Annotated in this window: 12 protein-coding genes; 6 read left to right on the top strand and 6 right to left on the bottom strand. The window is 65.9% G+C overall.

Annotated features, from left to right (window positions below):
- Position 1 precedes the first annotated feature (1 nt).
- The 3 genes from JYJ93_RS24620 to JYJ93_RS24610 all read right to left on the bottom strand — a co-directional run bounded on the left by JYJ93_RS24620 (position 2) and on the right by JYJ93_RS24610 (position 7431).
- A complete protein-coding gene (locus JYJ93_RS24620) occupies positions 2-2644 on the bottom strand; it encodes a kelch repeat-containing protein (RefSeq protein ID WP_206795194.1) in 2643 nt (880 codons plus the stop codon).
- A gap of 297 nt (positions 2645-2941) precedes the next feature.
- Positions 2942-5878 carry a kelch repeat-containing protein gene (locus JYJ93_RS24615; protein WP_206795192.1) on the bottom strand — a complete coding sequence of 979 codons (2937 nt, stop codon included), beginning with the start codon at positions 5876-5878 and terminating at the stop codon, positions 2942-2944.
- Between the two features lie 290 nt (positions 5879-6168).
- On the bottom strand, positions 6169-7431 hold the full coding sequence (locus JYJ93_RS24610; protein WP_206795190.1) for a hypothetical protein: 1263 nt from the start codon (positions 7429-7431) through the stop codon (positions 6169-6171).
- Between JYJ93_RS24610 and JYJ93_RS24605 the strand changes: the two genes are divergently transcribed.
- The 4 genes from JYJ93_RS24605 (at position 7412) to JYJ93_RS24590 (ending at position 11949) form a co-directional block, all read left to right on the top strand.
- Positions 7412-7738 carry a hypothetical protein gene (locus tag JYJ93_RS24605; protein ID WP_206795188.1) on the top strand — a complete coding sequence of 109 codons (327 nt, stop codon included), beginning with the start codon at positions 7412-7414 and terminating at the stop codon, positions 7736-7738. The genes JYJ93_RS24610 and JYJ93_RS24605 overlap by 20 nt on opposite strands.
- Before the next feature lie 165 nt (positions 7739-7903).
- Positions 7904-8788, top strand: a complete 885-nt coding sequence (gene mtgA, locus JYJ93_RS24600) for a monofunctional biosynthetic peptidoglycan transglycosylase (protein WP_206795186.1) — start codon at positions 7904-7906, stop codon at positions 8786-8788.
- Between the two features lie 57 nt (positions 8789-8845).
- Positions 8846-9787, top strand: a complete 942-nt coding sequence (locus tag JYJ93_RS24595) for a hypothetical protein (RefSeq protein WP_206795184.1) — start codon at positions 8846-8848, stop codon at positions 9785-9787.
- Positions 9788-9906: 119 nt separating this feature from the next.
- Complete coding sequence (locus tag JYJ93_RS24590; RefSeq protein ID WP_206795182.1) at positions 9907-11949, top strand: endo-1,3-alpha-glucanase family glycosylhydrolase; 2043 nt, start codon at positions 9907-9909, stop codon at positions 11947-11949.
- Between the two features lie 746 nt (positions 11950-12695).
- Here the strand turns inward: JYJ93_RS24590 and JYJ93_RS24585 are convergent.
- Entirely contained in the window at positions 12696-16076 is a 3381-nt protein-coding gene (locus tag JYJ93_RS24585; protein WP_206795180.1) for an ATP-binding protein, read from the bottom strand.
- A gap of 161 nt (positions 16077-16237) precedes the next feature.
- Here JYJ93_RS24585 and JYJ93_RS24580 point away from each other — a divergent pair.
- Positions 16238-17043, top strand: a protein-coding gene (locus JYJ93_RS24580; protein WP_206795179.1) for an IS5 family transposase whose coding sequence is annotated in 2 segments (ribosomal slippage) — positions 16238-16583 and positions 16583-17043 — 807 coding nt in all. Because the reading frame shifts where the segments join, the coding sequence is not laid out codon by codon here.
- Positions 17044-17055: 12 nt separating this feature from the next.
- Here JYJ93_RS24580 and JYJ93_RS24575 read toward each other — a convergent pair.
- The gene (locus tag JYJ93_RS24575) at positions 17056-18420 is read right to left on the bottom strand and encodes an IS701 family transposase (protein WP_206795177.1); all 1365 of its coding nucleotides are present in this window, start codon (positions 18418-18420) and stop codon (positions 17056-17058) included.
- A gap of 618 nt (positions 18421-19038) precedes the next feature.
- Here JYJ93_RS24575 and JYJ93_RS24570 point away from each other — a divergent pair.
- Complete coding sequence (locus JYJ93_RS24570) at positions 19039-19197, top strand: M57 family metalloprotease (protein ID WP_206795175.1); 159 nt, start codon at positions 19039-19041, stop codon at positions 19195-19197.
- Positions 19198-19568: 371 nt separating this feature from the next.
- On the opposite strand, the gene JYJ93_RS24565 is transcribed toward JYJ93_RS24570, so the two are convergent.
- Positions 19569-20942 (bottom strand): hypothetical protein, encoded by a 1374-nt coding sequence (locus JYJ93_RS24565; RefSeq protein ID WP_206795173.1) that lies wholly within the window; start codon positions 20940-20942, stop codon positions 19569-19571.
- Positions 20943-21071 lie beyond the last annotated feature (129 nt).

Genomic DNA, 21071 nt, shown 5'->3' with positions numbered 1-21071 from the left:
GCTAGGGGGCAGGGCAGGTGGGAGGCCCAGGCGGTGTGTACGAGCAGTACTCTGTATGGGTCTCAAGGATGTTCCCAAAAGTATTGCAAGAGCCTCCGCCGCACTTGAGTTCGTACGTGCCGCAGAATTTCGACCCCCCAGCGGTGCACTGGTCGACGATGAAACAGCTTGCATCGCAGGTCTTGTAGGTGCCGCAGGAAATGCCGCCCGTGTCGCGCGAGCAGGGCTCCTGCCAGGACCCGCCGCCCGAAGCCTGGCACGCTCCGTTGCTACATGTGTAATACGTGTAGGAACAAGTCTGGCCACCCGTTTCACCGCAGGTGCCATTGAAGCCACCGCACGAGCCGCAGCTTTCGTTATAGCCGCACTCCTGGCCGTTCGTATTGAGCTGGCAGTCCTGCGTTTGACTCACGCTGGAGTTGGCACAGATCCCGCCGCTGGTGCAGGTATAGGTCGTGATTGGGCGCGACTGGTGCCCCCACTCATCACAGATAGTATCGCCAGAACACGACCCCCAATCGCCGTAGGTGGTGGGGCCGCAGGTGGCGCCAGCGGACTTGTTGCTCCACTGGGACACCGAGAGGCTGGGGTTGCACTCCAGGCACGCGGAGCTGGGGTGGGTCGCTCCAGCCGAGTAATACACCCCCGCAATCCAGCACGCGCTCTGGCATTGGCCCGCTGGATTGCACAGCTGCCCCGATCCGCATGAAGTGCCAGTCGCCACCGGCGGGTGGGTGCAGCTTCCCGCTGCATTGCACGTGTCCTGGGTGCACGCGTTGTTGTCACTCGTGCACGCCGTGCCCGAGCCCTTGAAGCCATCCGCCGGACAGTCCGCTGCTGTCCCAGAGCAGGACTCCGCCACATCGCACGGTCCACTTGCGGCGCGGCATTCCGTCGCGGCCGGCTTGAAGCTCCAGTTGGTCGTCGACACGCTCGGGTTGCACACCTGACACGCCCCGCTCGGGTTCGTCGTCCCCGCTGCGTGGAACGTCCCCGCGATCAAGCACCCACTCGCGCACATCCCCGTCGCGGTGCAGATCTGTCCCGGGCCGCAAGAGGTGCCAGCCGGCCTGAGCGGGTAGGTGCATGCCCCGTTGGAGTAGGTGCCCGGTGAGCCATGGCACGCGTCCGGCGGAGTCGTGCACGCCACCACGCCGGCACAGCTTCCGGATCCGCTGCACACGTCATTGATGGTGCCCGCGTTGCCATCATCACAGGCGGTGCCCGCGGCCTTGGGCGCATAGCTGCACGTCCCGCCACTACAGGTACCTGCGGCCTGGTAGCACTGGCCGGGCGGAGTGGAGCAGCTCACCGGCGTGCCCGCGCACCCGCCGGCCCCATTGCACGTCTCGCCCAGCGTGCATGCATCTCCGTCATCGCACTGGGCCCCGGCCGCCTTGTAGGCATAGGAGCAGGAGCCGTCGGAGCAGGTTCCCGCGCTCTGGTAGCACTGCCCGGGAGGCGCCTCGCAGGCGATGGCAGTGCCGGAGCAGGTGCCCGTGCTGCTACAGACGTCGTTCCCCGTGCAGGCGTTGCCGTCGTTACAGCTGAAGCCGGCCGGCTGAAGTGGATAGGTACAGGTACCGTTGGAGCAGACGCCCGCCGAGGAGTGGCACTGGCTCGGCGCGGTGTTGCAGGTGACGGTCTCGCAGGTGCCGAGCAACTCCGCGGTGTTGAGCCTCGCGGTCTGGCCCGCGACAACTTGCTCTCCTCCCAGCACCAGGACCTTGGAGGTGGCGCTCAACAGGACCGCTGCGTGGAGCCTGCGCGGAGTCCGCAGCGTGATGCTGGCGGACCAGGAGTTCGTCTGCGGGTCGTAGAGCTCCGTCGTGTCCAGAGGGGTGGATGTCTCACCACCCGCGATGAGCACCTTGCCGGAAGGCAGCAGTGTTGCGGTGTGGAGTGTCCGGGGCGTGGCCATCTGCGCGACGGTCCAGCTGTTCGTCGCCGGGTCATAGACTTCGGACGAGTCGAGAGGGCCCGTTGCATTCCTGCCACCGGAAACGAGCACCTTGCCGGAGGGCAGCAGCGTCGCCGTATGGTCGTAGCGGGGCGTGACCATGGGGGCGACAAAGGCCCAGCCCGATTGCGGATTGCTCGGGTCGTACACCTCGGCCGTTTCGAAGATGCGCCAGCCCCGCCCACCGACGACGAGGAGCTTTCCGGAGGGCAGCAGCGTCGCGGTGTGCCGCCTGCGCTCGTCATTCATGGAGGAGGGCAGAACGGACCAGCCTCCTGCTGGGTCATACACGTCCACCCGGGCGAAAGAGCCACTGTTGTCACCGCCTCCAGCGATCAGCACTTTGCCGGAGGGCAGCAGCGTCGCCGTGCTGTAGGCGCGTGCCATGGAGGTGGCGCCCGCCTGCGTCCAGAGGCCCGTCTGAGGCGAATACAGCGACGCGGTGGCGGTGTAGCCCGGCGCGGACTGAATCTCCCCGCCAGCGACGAGCACCTCACCCGAGGACAGCAGGGTGGCGGTATGCCCCTCCCGTCCCAAAGCCAGGGCCCCCGTGGAGAGCCACGTGCCCGGGCTCGGATCATAGACTTCCGCCGAGGCCAGGAACTCACCGTCCCAGCCGCCCACGACGAGCACCTTGCCGGAGTCGAGTACGGTGGCCGTGGGGAGCCTACGGCGCAGGCTCATGGAGCCTGTTTCCTGCCAACCCGTGACGAGGGCCGCCTGGGACTTCGCGGTGGCGGTCGGTGCAGGACTCGCGGGTTTTGAGTTGCAACTCAAAATACCCAGCGCGAGCGCGCTGAACAGGACAGCAGAAAGTCTGGCTTTGTGCATGAGCAGCCTTAGAGCCTGAAGTAAGCCAAACAGGCAACAGGGCCCATGTTTTTGACGCTCACCGCCATCGCGGCGGACCAGACAGAAAGTGTCTGGTCCGCCCCTGGGTCGAAGTTGCCCGCCGCGCGCCAGCCGTTCAGCGCAGCGGCGCTAGCCGCACGTGATCCCTACGCAGACACACATTCCCTCGTCGCAAGTCCAGTCGTTGGTCGGGGACGGGCATCGATTCCCACAGCCACCGCAGTTGTTCCTGTCATTGGCTGTGCTCACACACGCGCCATTGCAGATCGCCCACAAGGGAGCTGGAGCGGCAGTGCACGCCTGCGTCTGGGTGCTGCTGCTCGGCGCGCACTGGCAGGTTGCTGCGTTGGGGGTGTAGTTCGTCACGGACCTCGTCTGCGACCCTCCCTGCCCGCAGGGATTGCCGCCACTGCACGTGCTCCACGCGCCGTAGGTCGTCCCCGGGCACGTCGGCGGTACGGGGTTGTCCGGACACGCCTGCGTCTCGGTGGTGGTGCTCCCCACGCACTGGCAGGTCGCGGTGTTGAGGCTGGAGGTCGTCACCGTCCGGGACTGCGTCCTCCCGATTCCGCAGCCATTGCCGCCACTGCATGCGCTCCACGCCCCGTAGGTGGTCCCCGAGCACGTCGGTGGGTTGGTCGTCCGCGAGCACGACTGTGTCTCCGTGCTGGTGCTCGAAGCGCACGTCCCACCTGAACAGGAGTAGGACGTCTTGGTCCTCGACTGGGTGCCCGTGGAGTCGCAGGCATTATCGAAGCCGCCGCAGGCGCTCCAACTCGAATAGCTGGGCGAGGGGCAGGGTTGAATCGGGCACGAGGCCGTCTCGGTGTAGGAATTCGGGACACAGGTGCCCGTGCCGCAGTTGAAGCTGTAGGTGGTCACCGTGCGGGACTGGCTGGAGCTGCCACAGCTGTTGTTGCACCCGCTCCACGACCCATAGCTGGTGGCCGGGCAGTTGGTGTTGACGGTCCTGGAGCAGGACTCCGGATAGGTGCTGTTGCTGCCGGAGTTGCACGCGCCTCCCGAGCAAGAGACGGAGCTCTCGGTGCAGGAGCGGGTGCCCGTGGTGTCACAGAAGTCACTGAAGCCACCACAGGCGCCACAGCTGGTGGAGGAGCTGCACTGGACGCCGTCGGTGTCGCGGAAGCACGCCTGGGTTCCAGCGCCGGAGCTCGACGCGCTACAGGCACCGCTCGCGCAGGTGTAGTTCGTCACGGTGCAGGACTGCGTGCCCCCCTCATCGCAGGTGTCGCTGAAGCCGGTGCACGCGCCACAGTTGCTGTAGGTCGTGTTGCACGCAGTCCCCGTGGTGCCGCGGGTGCACGCCTGCGTCTCGCTCGATTGGGTGCTGGCACACGTGCCCGTGCTGGTGCAGGCGTACGAAGTGACGGTGCGCGACTGGGTCCCCGTCTCATCGCACGTGTCGCTGAAGCCGCCACAGCTGCCCCAGGTGCCGGAGGAGGGGGCGCCACAGGAGGTCCCCGTCGGCTTGAGCGGGTAGGTGCATGCGCCGTTGGAGTACGTCCCTGGTGAGCCATGGCACGCGTCCGGCGGCGTCGTGCACGCCACCACGCCGGCACAGCTTCCGGAGCCGTTGCACACGTCGTTGATGGTGCCCGCGTTGCCATCATCACAAGCGGTGCCTGTCGCCTTGGGCGAGTAGCTGCACGTGCCGCCGTTGCAGGTGCCGGCGGCCTGATAGCACTGGCCGGGCGGAGTCGTGCAGCTCACGGGCGTGCCCGCGCATCCTCCGGCCCCGTTGCACGTCTCGCCCAGCGTGCATGCATCGCCGTCGTTACACTGGGTCCCCGCCGCCTTGTATGCATAGGAACAGGAGCCGCCGGAGCAGGAGCCCGCGCTCTGGTAGCACTGCCCGGGAGGCGCCTCGCAGGCGATGGCGGTGCCGGAGCACGTCCCGGTGCTGCTGCAGACATCATTCCCCGTGCAGGCGTTACCGTCGTTACAACTGACGCCGGCCGGCAGAAGCGGATAGGTACAGGTGCCGCCGTTGGAGCAGACGCCCGCCGAGGAGTGGCACTGGCTCGGCGCGGTGTTGCAGGTGACGGTCTCACAGGTGCCGAGCAGCTCCGCGGTGTTGAGCTTCACGGTCTGGCCCGCGACAACGTTCTCCCCGCACAGCACGAGGACCTTGGAGGTGGCGCTCAGCAGGACCGCCGCGTGGAGTCGGCGGGGAGCCCGCAGTGAGACGCTGGCGGACCAGGAGTTGGTCTCCGGGTCGTAGAGTTCCGTCGAATCCAGAGGGGAGGACGTCTCGCCGCCCGCGACAAGCACCTTGCCGGAGGGCATCAGCGTCGCGGTGTGGAGCGTCCGGGGCGTGGCCATCTGCGCGACGGTCCAACTGTTCGTGGCCGGGTCATAGACTTCGGACGTGTTGAGCGGGCCTGTTGCATTCCTGCCGCCCGCGACGAGCACCTTGCCGGAGGGCAGCAGCGTCGCCGTGTGGTCGTAGCGAGGCGTGGCCATGGGGGCGACAAAGGTCCAGCCCGAGGCCGGGTTGTTCGGGTCGTAAACCTCCGCCGTTTCAAAGATGCGCCAGCCCCGTCCGCCGACGACGAGGAGCTTTCCGGAGGGAAGCAGCGTCGCGGTGTGGCGCCTGCGCTCGTCGTTCGTCGCGGAGGGCAGAACGGACCAGCCTGTTGCCGGGTCATACACATCCACCCGGGCCAGAGAGCCGCTGTTGTCGCCGCCACCGACGACGAACACCTTGCCGGAGGGCAGCCGCGTCGCCGTGCTGTAGGCGCGAGCACTGGAGGTGGCGCCCGCCTGCGTCCAGAGGCCCGTCTGCGGCGAATACAGCAGCGCGGAGGCGGTGTAGCCCGGCGTGGCTTGAATCTCGCCGCCGACGACGAGCACCTCACCCGAAGACAGCAAGGTGGCGGTGTGTCCCTCGCGTCCCAGGGGCATGGCGCCTGTAGAGAGCCACGTGCCCGTACTCGGGTCATAGAGCTCCGCCGAGGCGTGGAAATCGCGGTCCCAGCCGCCCACGACGAGCACCTTGCCGGAGTCGAGCACGGTGGCCGTCGGGAACCTGCGAGCCAGGCTCATCGAGCCTGTCTCCTGCCATCCCGTGGTGAGGGTCGCCCGAGACTTCGCGGTGACAGCCGGCGTGGGACTCACGGGTTTTGAGTTGCAACTCAAACTACCCAGCGCGAGCGCGCTGAGCAGGAGAAGGGAAAGTCTGGCTTTGTGCATGAAACGCGTCTTAGAGCCTGGAATACATCCAGTAAGCAACAAAGCTCACGTTTTGACGCACCGGACCTCGGATCCGAGAAGACAGACACCGTTTTGTTGATGGGTCGATTTCGCCCGTGGGTCGAGTTTGCCCAATCTCCAGGTCAGCCTTCTGAAAGCGTGAGCGACCCTGGCATCTGTCCTCCGCCGTTGTTGATCTGGAAGCCGCTGAGCTTGGACACGCGCTCCGCCACCACATCGGGGACGTTGTTCGTCTCCGGCGTCAGCAGCAGGGCCATGGCCTCTTCAGGGGTCGCCGCGTTGGCGACATCCATCACCCAGGGCTCCGGCGTGTTGCCCGCGTATCCGGGGCGGCCCTGCTCGATGGCCGTCAACCAATCCTTGGCGAGCTGCTGGACCTGCTGTGCCTCCGCGTAGGTGAAGGACACGGACGCCGTGGTGCCACTCCCCGTCGTGTTCGGGAAGACGTCCTGGAGCCCATTCGCGGTACCGGAGGCCAGGTCTGGCAACGTGGCCGCATAGGTGTACGTGGACGGGTCCTCGGGGTCCTTCCATTCACCATTGACCGTGAAGGTGACGGGCCCCTTGGTGCCCGTGTACTGGAACTCCGTCGGGCCACCGGCGTCGTAGGTCGTGGCGACGTACACGTTGCTGTCGATCACGGCCGCGCCCAGGTCGATGGCGAAGATGACCTCCCGCGTGAGCGTGTCGGAAGCAATCTGCACCGTCGCCGCGTTCGACGTGCCGTTCGCGGGGTCGTTCTTCGGCAGCTCGCCCGTGGCGAGGAAGCGGTCGTAGGCCGCCTGTCCCGCGGGCGTGGAGATGTCGAAGTCCACCTGGCGCGAGCTCAGCTGCCCCTCCACGCGCCGCGTGTCCGTCGCGCCGAACGCGACACCGAACACCCCCAGCTTCCCCTCGAGCGTGCGCGACACCGCCTCCGTGGGACCGGCGGTGACCCGGACGGTCTTGTCATCCAGCCGGGTGACGGCGAGAGACATGCCGCTGGCCTTCTCGGTGCTCATCCCCCCGATGGCGCCGAAGATGCCGGAGATGTTCTTGAACACCACCTCCATGCCCGTACCCACGAAGGACTCGCCAGTGAGGGTCACGGTGGCGCCCACCGGCAGGTTCTGGGGCAGGGACGGGTTGAGCTGCTGGGCGGCCTGTTCCGGAGAGGTGATGCCCGCCGCGGCCGCCGTCGGCAGCGTCACCTGGTAGCTGCCACGCACGCCCGCCTGGGCGGTGCCGGTAACGGTGACCTGCGGCGTGTCCGCTTCGAGCTCTCCCTTCACGCCGACCTCGGCCTCCACGCTGAAGGTCGTCATCGACGCGTCCCGGCTGAAGCTCGCCCCCACCTCGGTGTACCCGGCCACCGTCATGGAGAAGATGCCAGTCTCCAGCTTCACCCCCGCATCGAGGCTCGCGCTCCCGGAGATGCCATGGGGGCCCAGCATCACCGAGCCACTGGCGGCGAAATCCCCGCCGGCGGTCGGCTTCGAGAGAATCGGCGTGTCGGTGGGGGAGGGCGGGGCGTCCGGCACGTTCAGCGGGTTGCGCTTCGAGGCCCCCGGCGTGCTCGCGCTGAAGCCGTCGGTGAACGCGCCTCCCCAGGACGACGTACCGCCCGACGGCCGCGGCGGACCGGCCGGCGCCTGCCGCGGCGCGCTCACGGCTCCGCTGCTCGACGGCTTCACGGTGTTGATGAACGGCTGAAAGCTCCGAATTGGCCACTGCATGTGGACTTCCCCCTCTGAGACAGTCACAGGGGTTGTCGCGCGGACCGCCGCAGCGGACGAATTAAGCCGGGTTAAATCCGCCGGGCCGCCCCGGCCGTCTTCTGGACAGCGGGGGCTGATCAGGGTAGATGTAGGTGTAGCCATGACATCCCGTTCGCCCTCTGCGCGTGCTTCCACCGTCCGGACCCAGAAGACGAAGCCGAAGCCGCCCTCTGCTGGCGCCCGGCGCGCCGTGGGGAAGTCCTCCGGCTCGGGCTGGGGCCGCTGGGTGCTCGGCGGGTGGCTGCTGCTGGCCCTCTGGCTCGGCGTGGAGTTCGCGCGGATGCCCGACGTGGGCGCCCTGCGGACGCAGAACCCGCGCACCACCGCGCTCATGGCCCAGCGAGCCGAGGAGGCGCTGGAGGCGGGCACGAAGCCTCGCGTGCGCCAGTCCTGGGTGTCGCTGGGCGCGGTGGCCCCGCACGCCGTGGACGCCGTGCTGATCTCCGAGGACGCGCGCTTCTACCGGCACGAGGGCGTGGACTGGACCGAGGTGGAGAACGCCTTCGAGCAGTCGGTGCGCGAGGCGCGCCTGGGACGCGGCGCCTCCACCCTCACGCAGCAACTGGCGAAGAACCTCTACCTCTCCACGGACCGCAGCCTGCTGCGCAAGGGCAAGGAGTTGCTGCTCGCCCGTCAGTTGGAGTCGCACCTGTCCAAGCAGCGCATCCTCGCGCTGTACCTGAACGTCGTGGAGTGGGGAGAGGGCGTCTACGGCATCGACGCCGCGGCGCGCGAGCACTTCGGCGTCCCGGCCCGGGCGCTCAGCGTGGCGCAGGGCGCGATGCTCGCGGCCATGCTGCCCGCGCCCCGCCGCTGGCTGCCGGCGCAGCGGCCCGAGACCCTGCGCACCCGGACGGGCGTCATCATCGGAAGGTTGGAGCGCGAGGGGCGCATCAGCGCGGCGCAAGCCCGCGAGGCCCAGGCCGAGCTCTCGCGCTTCTTCGGAGCCCCGCCCGCGCCTGCCCTGATGGCCGAGGCCAGCTGAAGAACTTTTCGCGGGGCCGTGCGTGGAAGGTGCCACATCCTTCCCGTCGAGGTTCCCGTGCGTGCCCTCCGCCCGCTGTTCTGCTGCATTGCCTTCGTCCTGTCCGCCACTCCGGCCCTCGCGCAGTACAACAAGGCCGCGGGTGAGAACGCTCCCATGGAGCGCATTCAGAAGGTGGTGACGCGCAATGACGGCACCCAGGAGGCGCGCGAAGAGGTGCGCCCCGCGGCACGCGACAGCTTTGGCAACGCGAAAGGCAACCAGAACGACCTCGCGGTGGATGGCGCCTTCGAAGGCCAGACGGTGGCGGTGCTCCAGTTCTACACACAGGACTTCGACTTCTCGCTGCCCAAGGCCGCGCTGAAGGAGAAGGGCTTCTCCGTGTACCGCTGGGTCAATGACGCGCCCAGCCCCAAGGAGCTGCGCAAGGGGCTCCAGAAGGCGTGTCAGTTGTGGATCATCTCGGACTCGACGCCGCGCCTGACGCCCGAGCACGTGAAGGTCATCAAGGAGTACTTCGACGCGGGCCACGGCGTGTACATCTGGGGCGACAACGCGCCCTACTACGCGGACGCCAACGTGGTGGGCCAGGCGCTGCTGGGCACGGTCATGGAGGGCAACGTCATCGGCGACCAGACGGTCGGCTTGCGCAAGGACGGGGAGGGCCCGGGGCTGCTGCGCCGGCACCTGCTCACCACCGGCCTGGAGTACCTCTACGAGGGCATCACCATCGCCACCCTCCAGCCGAGCCAGCAGCTCACGCCGCTGCTTCATGGTTCGGCGGGCAACCTGGTGGCGGCCTTCTACGACCACGGCGGCAAGCGGGCCATCTTCGACGGTGGCTTCACGCGCCTCTACAACAAGTGGGACACGGCGGGCACCGCGCGCTACGTGAAGAACGCGGCGGCCTGGCTGACCAACGTGGAGCGCTTCGGCGACGCCGTGGTGCGCGCGGACCTGCGCACCCCCCAGGCCCAGAAGCCCGCACCGAAGCCGTGACAGCACCACGTCGCGGTGGGCGCTTCCCGAAGCAACCCTTTCATCCTCACCGCGACAATGGAGCCGGCCCGCCGGTGGAACGCGATAGCAAGAGGCGGGATCCTGAACGGAGCCTCTGGATGCAACCGGCGATTCACAACTTGAAGAGCGTATGGAAGGTCCTATCCGTGGGGCTGCTGGCCGCGTGGATGGGCTGTGGCGGGGATCCGATCGAGGAGCCCCTGTCCTCGCGGCAGGATGCGCTCGTGGATGGATACAACCTCGTCGTCACGGGCGTGATCCCGACCACGGTGGCCCCGCTTGGCGCTGTCACCTTCAGCGCAACCATCCAGAACGCGGGGAACGTCGCGACGCCCGCGGGCATCGTCCATGGCCTCTCTTTCTGGGTGGACGGCACGCAGGTGTCGTGGTCGGACACGCACACGAGCTCCCTCGCGCCGGGGGCCAGCGTCACGCTCACCGCCAACTCCGGTCCTGCGGGGACGAAGGTGTGGACCGCGCCGGCCACGGCGGGGGCTCACACGCTCCTCGCGCATGTGGATGACATCAACCGCCTGCCAGCGGAGACCAACGAGAGCGACAATCGGTACAGCGTCCCGCTGAGCGTGACGTCCGCCGCGACCTGCTCGGACCGGGTGCGCAACGGCACCGAGACGGGCGTCGACTGCGGGCCGGACTGTGGCCCGTGTGAGTGGCCGTTTACCGCGGTGCCGCGCACCACGCTCCGGAACTCCGCGAAGCGGGTGTACGCGCACTGGCACTACTACCCGGTGTCGATGGACAACACCAACCCGACGTCCAACGACTACTACGAGCGCAACTACATCGCGGTGAACGGCGAGGGCGGAACCCACGCGGCCTACGGCGGCATGATGCGGGAGCGGCCGCTCCCCAGGCAGCCCCGCACGGAGACGGACTGGCGGCTTCGCGACGCGAAGGACGAAATCGAGCTCGCGGCCAGGATCGGCATCGACGGCTTCTATCTGAACCTGTGGACCGACAGCGACGTGAACAACGGCGCGGTGTGGACGCGGGCGAAGACGATTGCCGACGCGGCCTCGCAGGCCGGCAACTTCGACATCATCCCCAACTTCGACATGACGATCCTGAGCACGGGGAGCCAGGCAGGGGACCAGGACCGGATGATTCGCATCCTGGACCAGCTGAAGAGCTACACGGCGCTCCTGCGGCGGCCGGATGGGAAGTATGTCGTGGGCCTGTTCAATCCCGCCGCGCAGGGCCGGACGGCGGCGTTCTACGCCACCGTGAAGCAGCGCGCGTCGACGGAGCTGGGCATGAGCCTGTACCTGGTGCCCGTCTTCCTGGGCACCGGAAGCACGGCGCTCTTCGAGGAGTACAAGAACGTAGGGGATGCCTACGCCGGGTGGGGAACGGCCGTCCCGGTGACGACGGCGGGGTACTCCGGGAGCCTGAAGACGAAGGCGGCCGGGTACGGGAAGTCATGGATCCACCCGATGAGCAGCCAGGACTACCGGCCCAAGGACAAGGCCTTCTGGGAGGCGCGCAACTCCCTGACGCTCCGCTCCATCTGGGAGAATGTGATCGCGGACGGCCTGGACGAAGTCCAGATCGTCACCTGGAACGACCAGCACGAGCACCACAACATCCGGCCGTCGACGGGGAAGCAGTGGCCCGCGTACGACATGACCGCGTACTACATCCAGTGGTTCAAGACGGGCACGCGGCCGACCATCGAGCGCGACGTGCTGTATTACAACCACCGCATCCACAATCAGTCCCTCGTGCCAACGACCCAGACATCAGCGAACCTCGCGGTGTGCAGGGCAGGGTGCCCGGCGACGAATGAAGTGGAGCTGGTGGGCTTCCTCACGTCGGCGGGCCGGCTCGAAATCACGCAGGGCACGACGACCTACGGCGTGGACAAGACAGCGGGCGGCGTGCAGGCCATCCGGACGGCGTTGGCGGTGGGGACGCCGACCTTCCGGCTGAAGCGCTCGGGGGCCACCGTGGTGCAATTCCAGAGCATGCACCCCATCGTGGGCTCCATCGCGTACCAGGACCTGCTGTACCGCGCTGGAAGCTCGGCCCGCGCGGCGCTCCCGTCCTGCGCGACCTCCTGTTCCAACGGCGAGGCCCGCTGCCGGCTGTGCCCCGGCGAGCCGATGTGGCTGAAGCGCTGAAAGCCCACTCTCGTGGATTTGCGGCTGACTGGCTATTGTCCTCAGCCCTTCAAGACCCAAAACCAGTACGACTCCTCCAACGACTGGTTCAACGTGCACACTGGCAAGCGGCGGCTGTCGGGCCACTTAAAAGGCAATGGTGGCCGGAAGGTGGATGCCGATGATGATTATCACACCAGCACGTACGGTGACCTCCACGAGTTCGAACTGGAAGGCACCCTCGGCGCCGTTCCGGAGACCACCACAATGCCCCTGCCCCTGCCCCTGCCGGGCACGTACAGGGTGAAACACGCGGGAACACGTTTTCGCAGTACGAGGGTTACCGCTGCGATGTCCGCCGCGCGTTCACCGCCGTCCGCGTCGTCAAGTAACGTATCCCCCGGCCGAAGTGCTCGTCTCCGACGATAGGCGCCGCCGCCGGGCCGAGCTGGCCCGTCAGCAGGAAGCGCGGGCCGGAGGGGGCGGGGAGGGGCCCCTTCGTGGATGGATTGCCGGGTGCAGCCGTCGCGGGCGTACGCTTCCAAGAGCGCGTGGTTGTGGACATGGTGGCGGTTCCGCTGGGGCCGCGCCTGCGTTCAGCCATCGTCGCCACGCCTGCGTACTTCGCGAAGCATCCGCCGCCGAAGCTGCCCCAAGTTGTGGGCGTTTTTCTCAAAGTAGGTGAGCGAGGAATGTACGAGTCTGCTGAACTCCTGTGTCGGCGAAGCGAAGTCGCCAAAGACACCAATTGGCCTTCCGTTGCAGCATTATCGACGAGGTAGACTGAGTAGCCTTGCGACAACCGCATTCGCCCTCTCCTCCGTTGCCCGCAGTCGTTCGGGAGATAGGTGCCTGAGGCGTTCGCCTTTGCGCCACTCGTCCTCCAGGGCCCCTCCTTTAGCTCGGGGATTGTCGAGACTGGATAGCCACTTTTGACAGTCCATCACCATCTGCTTCATTCCAAGCTCAGCATATTTAATCGCATTATCCTCTAGAAGCCTGCGTGCATTCTCCTGGGCACGGTGCGCTAGATGAGCTTTTGCTAGCTCATCTCTCAGCGCGCAGTTCCGACGGGCATGCTCGAGAGAAGAATGCGGTCTGGTCGCGCCTAGGTTCGGAGCCGCCAGCAGCGCCTCCAGCGTCTTAATGCCTGTCGCCGCATCTCCCGCCCATCGATACGCCTTTGCGAGTTCTAATGTACTCCAGTACTTGTCTTTCTCGTCTTGCGACACCACCTCCGTCAGTAGGCGTTGTGCGAGTAGCGGAAGTCCAAGTTCGCGCGCCACGGCAGCTGTTCGCGTGACTATGTATGTGTCGAAATACGAACGTGCGCTCGCGAACAAGTCCATTGCTTCGGCGATGGCATCAAACGCACTCGGATCCGTCAAACTTTCCGCAGATTTAAAGAGGGCCTGAGCTAGATCGGGGCTGGTCTCCCGCAGGACGGCCTCATTTGCCCGGACGCGCCCAATGAACGATCGCAAAGTGTCGAGCACGTCCCGAGATGAGCCCACTCCATGTCGGCGAATGGCCTGTGCCGCCTCCCGCAGGAATCGCGCCTGGACGTGAGGGTTTGATTGGTGTTGGCATAGTTTCAGACCTGAGTCCAACAGGTGAACGCGCATGTTGGGTGAAACGATGCTCTCTGGAACGTCGTCCAGCCTTAGTACCAGCAAGATAAGATCTACCAATAGGTAGATCGGAAGGACTGCCGAAGATCGATCCTCCAGATCGAGAAGGAGTCGCGCACGACGAGCTGAATCCAGTGTGCTCCGGCCTCTTGCCAGCTGGAGTCTTGCTTGGGCTCGATGGATCTCCCACGCAACAATGCGGCCCCCCTTCTGAATCATCGCCGTCGAGAGAGCATCAATCGCGAGCAAGAGGTCTGTCCCTTTCGCTCGCTGTTCATCGGTGGAGTTTGGATCTCTTAGAAGCTGTTTTGCATAGTGGTGTGCAGCAGAAACCTGTTGTTCGTCTTCATCCGTGACAACATCGGTGGGCACTCCATGTGTCTCGACGAACAGCGCAAGCTCAGTCAGAGCTGTCAGCCGGGTGAGTCTCAAATAATCTGACTTGCTCGCGGTCACCGGCCCCACCGTGTCCACTAATTGGCCGAGGGCGACCGGTGGCAGCCGAGCCACGTCTACGACCGGGTCTGACGCGATTCGTCGAAGCCCTGCCTCTACATCGGGCACGTGAGAGAGGCAGTCAATGTAAGTCTCGACCAGCGCGGCATCCTCCGCGATTGGACCACCACTCGTACGTGCCTTTCGCAGAAGGTATCGATAGCCGTTCACAAAGGACTGAATGCGAAGCGGGTGACTCTTCAACTCGTCCGCCAAGTCTGATTGTCGAGTCCATGACAACAGCGCGTTACGCACCTCCGAGCCCACATCGACATCGCCATGAGCGTCTACCCACGCCGCGATGAGTCGGTGAATGCGCACGAACCGCTCCCCTCCCATGCCTGCGCGAAAAGCGACACCGGCGTCATTAAGCATCGCCCAATTTCGGGGAGAGCCGACCCGCAGTGGCTCGGGCAGCCACAGAATGGGAACCTGTACTTGGCCGAGGGCAATGATGAAGGCCAACCGCTTGCGGTCGAGGTCTGAAAGGCATGCCCAGGTCTTGTGAATGCCGGCTTCGATCTTCTGGTCGATTGACCCGAAATTTCCCGCGCGAAGGGTCTGCTCGAACTCCTCCAGATCGTCAGGCACGAACCCAGTGGCCTGATTGAGCCACTTGAGGCAGCTCGCGATGAGCGCGCTGTGATCTGAGAGTTCGCCAATGACACGTACCAAATCGCGGCTCTTCGGCTCTAGCTGCGCTCCCTCCGTCGCAATCTCGAGAAACTCCTCGGCGGACGGAGCTTCAAGGCTGAAGGAGGCATCGACGTCGTTCACCCCTGGTCCAACCAAGATACAGGCTCCCCCGGCGCCAGCTCTGAGCAAGTCCCGGATATCGAACGATGGCGCGACATCCGCGTTATCGATTACAAGAACACGTCCTCTACCATTTTCGACCAGCGCATCACGCACGCGGCCGACCAGGGGCTTCAACTCAAGCTTGGTAACATCCGTGACGAGGAGTTCCGCCCCAAGTTGCTGAAGGCCCTGCAACCAGACCTCCTCTGGAGTGCGGCCGTTGGAGCGAGGGAGTTCGAAGTAGGCGCCGTCTGGGTGAACGGCAGCAACCTGGCAAGCTACCTGGGTCTTGCCATCTCCTGGACGCCCTCTAAGTGCGACGCGCTGCTTGCCGCTCAAGAGTGAGTCTAGGATCTGCTTCATCTTACTGTCGAGCCGAGTAGAGCTTGCGCTGGTTGGGGGCTTTAGAGACGCTTTGCTGTTGAACGTTCGCTGTTGAAGCAAGTCGCGTATGCTCGCGATGGCAGCCAGGACCTCTTCGCTGCGATCCATCCTGAGCAGAAGCTCCGCCAGTTGGCGGTCCCGCAAACTTGGAGTGCTATTCTGGAGTCGTGAATAGGTCCAAATGCGCTCGTTAAACTCGGACGAGGACGCAGAGAGCGCCATCTCCCCGAGCCATCCCGAGACGATGTTTCGCGCATGTTCGCTGTCAATCCCCCGCGATGAAGCGGTGTGCGTTACCAAGCGATCAAACCGCTGGGTTAGGCTCTCGGCTCCGAGATCCCACTGGACGAGGCTCCAGAATCTCTCGAATTTCAGTTCGTCAGTAACGAAGCCTGTGAGTTTCGGGAATGTGGAGGGTTTGAATCCCGCGAGAAAGCCTCCGAGCGAACTCCGGATTTCCTCCCGTGTAGCAGAATCCTGCTTGCCTTGTACCCAGCGAATAAAGGCCGAGCTAGAGTCGTGTAGGTTTCCCGGTTGCTGGGTGCTAAGGAATATGAAACGGATGTTGTTGTTGCTTGAAGCCTCCACGGCCCAGCGTTCGAGCATCCTGCATGCTTTCTCCTGAGTGAGGGAAAAGGTGCCAATCCGATCCTTTACCTGGGTTGCAACCACCGAGGCACCAGCAACGGTCACCACGTCCTCGAACGCCTCGACGGCCACCACGAGGGCAGGGGCGTTGGAGGTCAGCAACTCTACGGCGCGCAGCAACTGATGAACGTACCCTCGAATGGAGGCATGCGCTTCAGTGAGTGGGTCGCGGGGGATGCTTGGAGAAGTCATGTGGTAGCCGCGTGAACATGCGCCCTTTCAGCTATTTCGACGATAGCACTACATATAGGACTCATGAGCCCTCGAATGAGGCGACCGCTTTGGTTTACAGCACCTAACGAAAGTCAGGACTGGGCTGGCAGAGCGCAAGGGGCGTCCCCAGGTTGAGGGGCATGGTCCGCGAACTCGTCCCCGACGCCTTCTGGCAGCGCGTGGCACCGCTGCTGCCGCCGCCCCGGCCCAAGAAGAAAGTGGGCCGTCCTCGGGCGGATGACCGCGCGGCGCTGGAAGCCATCGTCTTCGTGCTCCGAAGTGGCATCCCTTGGGAGATGCTGCCTCGCAAGCAGTTCGGCCTGTCGGGCATGACGGCCTGGCGCAGGCTGGAGGAATGGACCCGGGCTGGCGTGTGGGAAAAGCTCCAGGCGCGATTGCTGGATGAACTGGGCCTGCGCGGCAAGGTGGACTTCTCCCGCGCCGCTATCGACTCCTCGTCCGTCCGGGCGTCAAAAAGGGGGCCCTCACGGGCCCAAGCCCGACGGATAGAGCGAAGGCGGGTAGCAAGCATCATCTTCTCGTAGACGCCCAGGGGCTGCCGCTCACCGAGTCCGTGACGGCCGCCAACGTCCACGACACGCACGAACTTTTCCCGCTCGTCGACTCCGTGCCTGCGGTGCGGATGCCTTCGGGGCAGCGCCGCTTCCGCCCGGGAAAACTCCACGCCGACAAGGCCTACGCCTCCAGGAAGAACCGGAGCGGGCTTCGTCTACGCAGCATTGCCGCCCGCATCGCGCGTCCCGGCGTTGAGTCCAAGGAAAGGCTCGGACGCTACCGATGGGTCGTGGAGCGCACGCTGGCCTGGAAGAACCAGTTGCGCCGCCTTCGCGTCCGCGACGAGCGCAGGGACGATGTCCACTTCGGCTTTCTCGTCCTCGGCTGCTGCATCATGCTCCTACGACGCCTGTGTCCTGGCATTTGTTAGGAGCTGTTATTACTACTTGATCAGATGCGTGACGGTCCTCGAGGAGGAGCGCGAGCGCCGAGTCTGCGGAGGCACAGCGGACAATGGCCGAGGCGGCGCAGCAGCAGATGCTGAAGCCGCCGACGCACCTGGGGAAGGGTCCAGGGAATCCTCCTCCGGGGGAAAAAGCGCTCGACGGAGCGCGAGGAAGCCATGGGCCACCATGCAGAGGGTGGCGTGGTGGTGAAAGCCTCTCCAGGTGCGGCCCTCGAAATGGTCCAGGCCGACTTCGCCCTTCATCTCCTGGTAGTCGCGCTCGACGCGCCAGCGCAGCTTCGCCAGGGTGACGAGGCGTTTGAGGGGCGTGTCTTCCGGCAGAGACGAGAGGTAGTACTTCGTTGGCGCGGCCTCGCCCGGCGGCCACTCACACAGGAGCCACTCGGGAGCGCCGGGCGCCTTGCGCACGACATGGCCTTCAGCGACCTGGATTCGCACCGCGGCGAAAGTGGAGGACTGCGTGCCGCGGCTGCCCTCGCGCCAGCTGATGCGGCGGTACTCCTCCTCGGGTAACTGGCGCGCCAGCTCTTCAATCGTCCAGGGCTGCACGCCGCTGTCGTCGACGAAGCGAGTCCGGGGGCGTCCGTACGCGCCCGCCTTCTTCACGGGCAGGTGCGGCGTCGCCCCCGGAGGCCACACCTTGTGCTGCCCCGGCACGGCGACGAGGTAGGGCAGCCCGCGTGCCGTGAGTCCTTCGCGAAACTCCCGGCAATTGCCATACCCCGCATCCGCCAGGACGACGTGCTTGCGCACGCCCCACTCCAACGCGTCATCCAACTGCGACAGCGCCAATTCCCATTTGCGCGAGGCGCCTACCGCCTCGGGGACTCCGGCCGCCTTGCGTCGGTCCTTCTCCGTCACCCACTCCTCGGGCAGGTACAGCTGCATGCCGATACACCCGCTGCCACGAGCCCCAGCCAAATGCAGGCTGACGGCCACCTGGCAGTTGTCCGTGCGCCCCAGCGTCCCCGAGTACTGACGGGCGACTCCCACCGAGTGCTTCCCCTTCTTCGGGAAGCCCGTGTCGTCCACCACAAGGGCTTCCACCTCCGGCAGCCACTCTTCCAGCTTCCGCGCCAGTCGCTCCCTCAGCGCCTCGTCGCTCCACGTCCCTTGCGAGACGCACTGCTGCAGTCGCTGGCGCATTGCCTCGACATCCCTGGCGTCCTCTACCAGCCGGGCCGCCATCGGCTCGATGCTCTTGCGCTCCCCATCCAGCAGTAGGCCCGTGACATAGGCCTCCATGGCGCGCCGTCTCTCCAGTCGCCCCATGCCGGCGACCATCTCTTCGAGATAGGCGCTCAGCGCCTCATCCAGCTTCTTGAGCTGCGCGGGTGTCATCCCGGCCGTAGATCACACGGGCCCCCTGGATTCAAGTGACCGGGTAGTATTATGTTCCAGTTGCGCTTCTCCGATACTCGGCTGCTGCGTCGTGGGATCGTCAACGCCACTTTGGGCAGTGCGTCAATGCAAGTGAGCGAGGCGCGCACGGGGCCGGCACGTTGCCGGTGCCGAGGAAGCGGGGCGGCCTTACCGTTGGATGGGGCAGGAGCCAGGTGTTGGCGTAAGTGGCGCCGCCCAGCTGGGTCGCGCGCCATTGTAGAGCACCTGGGCCCTCACGGCCCGTGAAGCAGGCCCCGGCGCATGGACCACCCCGAAGCGCAGGGGGCTGAGCCAAAGCAGGGCCGGAGCTGCCAGCGCTGTTGCACTGAGCGCTTTGGCACTGCGGGGGCTCGTCGGCATCAGTCTGGAGGGCATCGTGCGCACGCTGGCGGACCGGGTCGAAGGCGCTTGGCTGGAGTTCGCGGATGAGGTCGCGATCGCCGCAGACGGGACGGCCTACGTCACGAATGCCTCCATGCGGTACGACAGCGCTTGGCCCTATGCCTTCCTGGAGGGCAAGGCCAACGGGCGCGTGGGGTGGTCTACGAGCCTGGGACGGGGGAGGTCTGGCCCCTCATGAAGGGCATCTATTTCGCCAACGGCTACAACCGCGCCACCAGTTGCGGCATCGGCGGCAACGAAGGAGACGCTGGCGTCGACGCGACCCACCACGTCCCGGGTTCACCCATCACAGCAACCACCGGGGGCTTCCTCATGAACTCCTGTTTCCGCTAGGTGGGAATGGGGGAATTCACCTCCAGCGACATCGCCGAGCCGAATGCGTTGTACGCCTCCACGGCCGTCTGCAAGGGCAAGCCCCCTGCTGGTGCCACGGCCTGGCAGCAGTACGGCGCCAGCGGCATCTACCTGGACGTGAACACGGCGGGATGCGGCTTCGGCACGGCGCCGCTGTACTTCACCTCCATTGGAGGCGACGGCGGCCAATGGGAGCGCTTTGGTGCCACGGCCATCTTTATCCCTCGCCCACAGGCTCCCGGGTCTACGTCCGGTTCCCGGACATCAATCCTGCTATGGCCAACAGTCTCAACTGGCATCTGAGCTGGAGCGCGAGGTAGCCGGGAAGGGACATCACCGCGCGCCTTCCGTCAGCGCCCGACAACAGGTTGATGGAAAGCGCGCATGAACTGCGCGTCCTTCCAATCCCAGACGCGCATGGGATCCTTGTCCACATTCACTGGCGAGGAGTTCCAGTTGTGGACGTCATATGAATTGGAGGCCCGCCAGTGGATGAACACGCTGAACACGGCCGTCACGACGAGCGCGCCCGCGAGGATGCGGTGCCGTGAGGGGGCCTCCAGGACCGTCTGCACGGGGAACGCGAGGAAGTAGACGAGGTACGGCAGCACGTCGGTGAAGAAGCGCGGGCCAATGGAGTGCCCGGCCCACCAGATGAAGAAGGACGAGATGGCCGCCCAGTGCAGGACCAGGATGAGGGCGAAGGCGACCTCATAGGGCTCCAGGCTCCGGCGGCGCCACCGCTGGACGAAGCCCACGACGCCCAGCACCAGGAACGGTGAGAAGGTGAAGAGGCCTCGCGAGGGACTGACGAGGTTGGCGGCCAGGGCCATGAAGAACGGGCCGGCGAATGGATCCACCGAGTGCCGGTAGTAGGGCGAGAACACCGACCCATAGACAGACAGGTGGTACGCGCAAAAGGGAATCGCCACGACCGCCGCGCCCGCGAAGTAGGCCGGCAACTGGCGGCGGAAGCGCAGGGCCATGAACCCGGTGACCACCAGGACGCTCAGGGAGTGCGTGGGCCGGCACGCGTAGGCGGCCGCCACCCAGAAGCCCAGCGGGAACGCGGTGCGCGCGGTCTGCTCGGGCCGCGCCATCAACAGCATGACGCAGGCGATGGCGAGGAGCCCGGGCCCGTGCTGCCAGAGCACCCGGCTCGCGGTGGAGTATGCCGTGGTCCCCAATCCGAAGAGCAGCACGCTGACGAGCGCCGCTCCCGGGGACACCCGTCTGCGCAGGGTGACGAGGAGCACCGCCGCGGCGGCGCAGACGTAGAACGACGCGATGAGCTGCTCGGTGCGGGCGAAGGAGCCCAGGTACTCCCGGCCGGTATGCCGGAACAGGGTACGCCACGCCAGCGCGTCGGCGCCGAGCGTCCCCAGGCGGGGCAACACCGGCTCCATCAGGGAGATGAGTCCCTCGGCGGCGGCCAGGAGCGGGAGCGCGGAGACCACCACTCCCATCGGGTACACGTAGTACGTGTGTCCGCCGGCCTCGTTGCGCGCATAGGCGGTGCCTGGAAAGAACGAGTGCCGGAACTCGTCCAGGTCGGTGTTGCCCTCATGGAGGATGCTGGCCGCGGAGGGGATGGACCACAGCGAGTCCGTCTGCAGCCGTGCCTCGCTCACGGTGTAGATGCCGAACAGGGCCAGACACATCAGCCAGAGCGCGAGCGTGGAGGACGCGAAGCCACCGCGTAATGAGAGGGATGGGGTCGGCACGGCGGGGTTTCTAGCGAATCCGGTGCAAGAACCCCAAGTCCCCAGACCTCCTCGTCGGCGCCCCGCGCCCCGGTGAATGTCGCCCGGCATGACCTGGGTGACGGCATGTGGATGCCGGGCGCTGGAGGC

Origin of the sequence: Corallococcus sp. NCSPR001, from assembly GCF_017309135.1 — a bacterium.
In the GTDB taxonomy this organism is placed as follows: Bacteria; Myxococcota; Myxococcia; order Myxococcales; family Myxococcaceae; genus Corallococcus.
The sequence above is the reverse complement of the archived record's forward strand: the minus strand, read 5'-3'. Positions and strand labels throughout refer to the sequence as shown.

Coding starts and splice junctions, on each gene's coding strand:
- JYJ93_RS24590 (WP_206795182.1), top strand. CDS start 9,907: ATGCAACCGGCGATTCACAACTTGAAGAGCGTATGGAAGGTCCTATCC.
- JYJ93_RS24615 (WP_206795192.1), bottom strand. CDS start 5,878: ATGAGCCTGGCTCGCAGGTTCCCGACGGCCACCGTGCTCGACTCCGGC.
- JYJ93_RS24575 (WP_206795177.1), bottom strand. CDS start 18,420: ATGACACCCGCGCAGCTCAAGAAGCTGGATGAGGCGCTGAGCGCCTAT.
- mtgA (WP_206795186.1), top strand. CDS start 7,904: ATGACATCCCGTTCGCCCTCTGCGCGTGCTTCCACCGTCCGGACCCAG.
- JYJ93_RS24570 (WP_206795175.1), top strand. CDS start 19,039: ATGAAGGGCATCTATTTCGCCAACGGCTACAACCGCGCCACCAGTTGC.
- JYJ93_RS24605 (WP_206795188.1), top strand. CDS start 7,412: ATGCCAGTCTCCAGCTTCACCCCCGCATCGAGGCTCGCGCTCCCGGAG.
- JYJ93_RS24585 (WP_206795180.1), bottom strand. CDS start 16,076: ATGACTTCTCCAAGCATCCCCCGCGACCCACTCACTGAAGCGCATGCC.
- JYJ93_RS24620 (WP_206795194.1), bottom strand. CDS start 2,644: ATGAGCCTGCGCCGTAGGCTCCCCACGGCCACCGTACTCGACTCCGGC.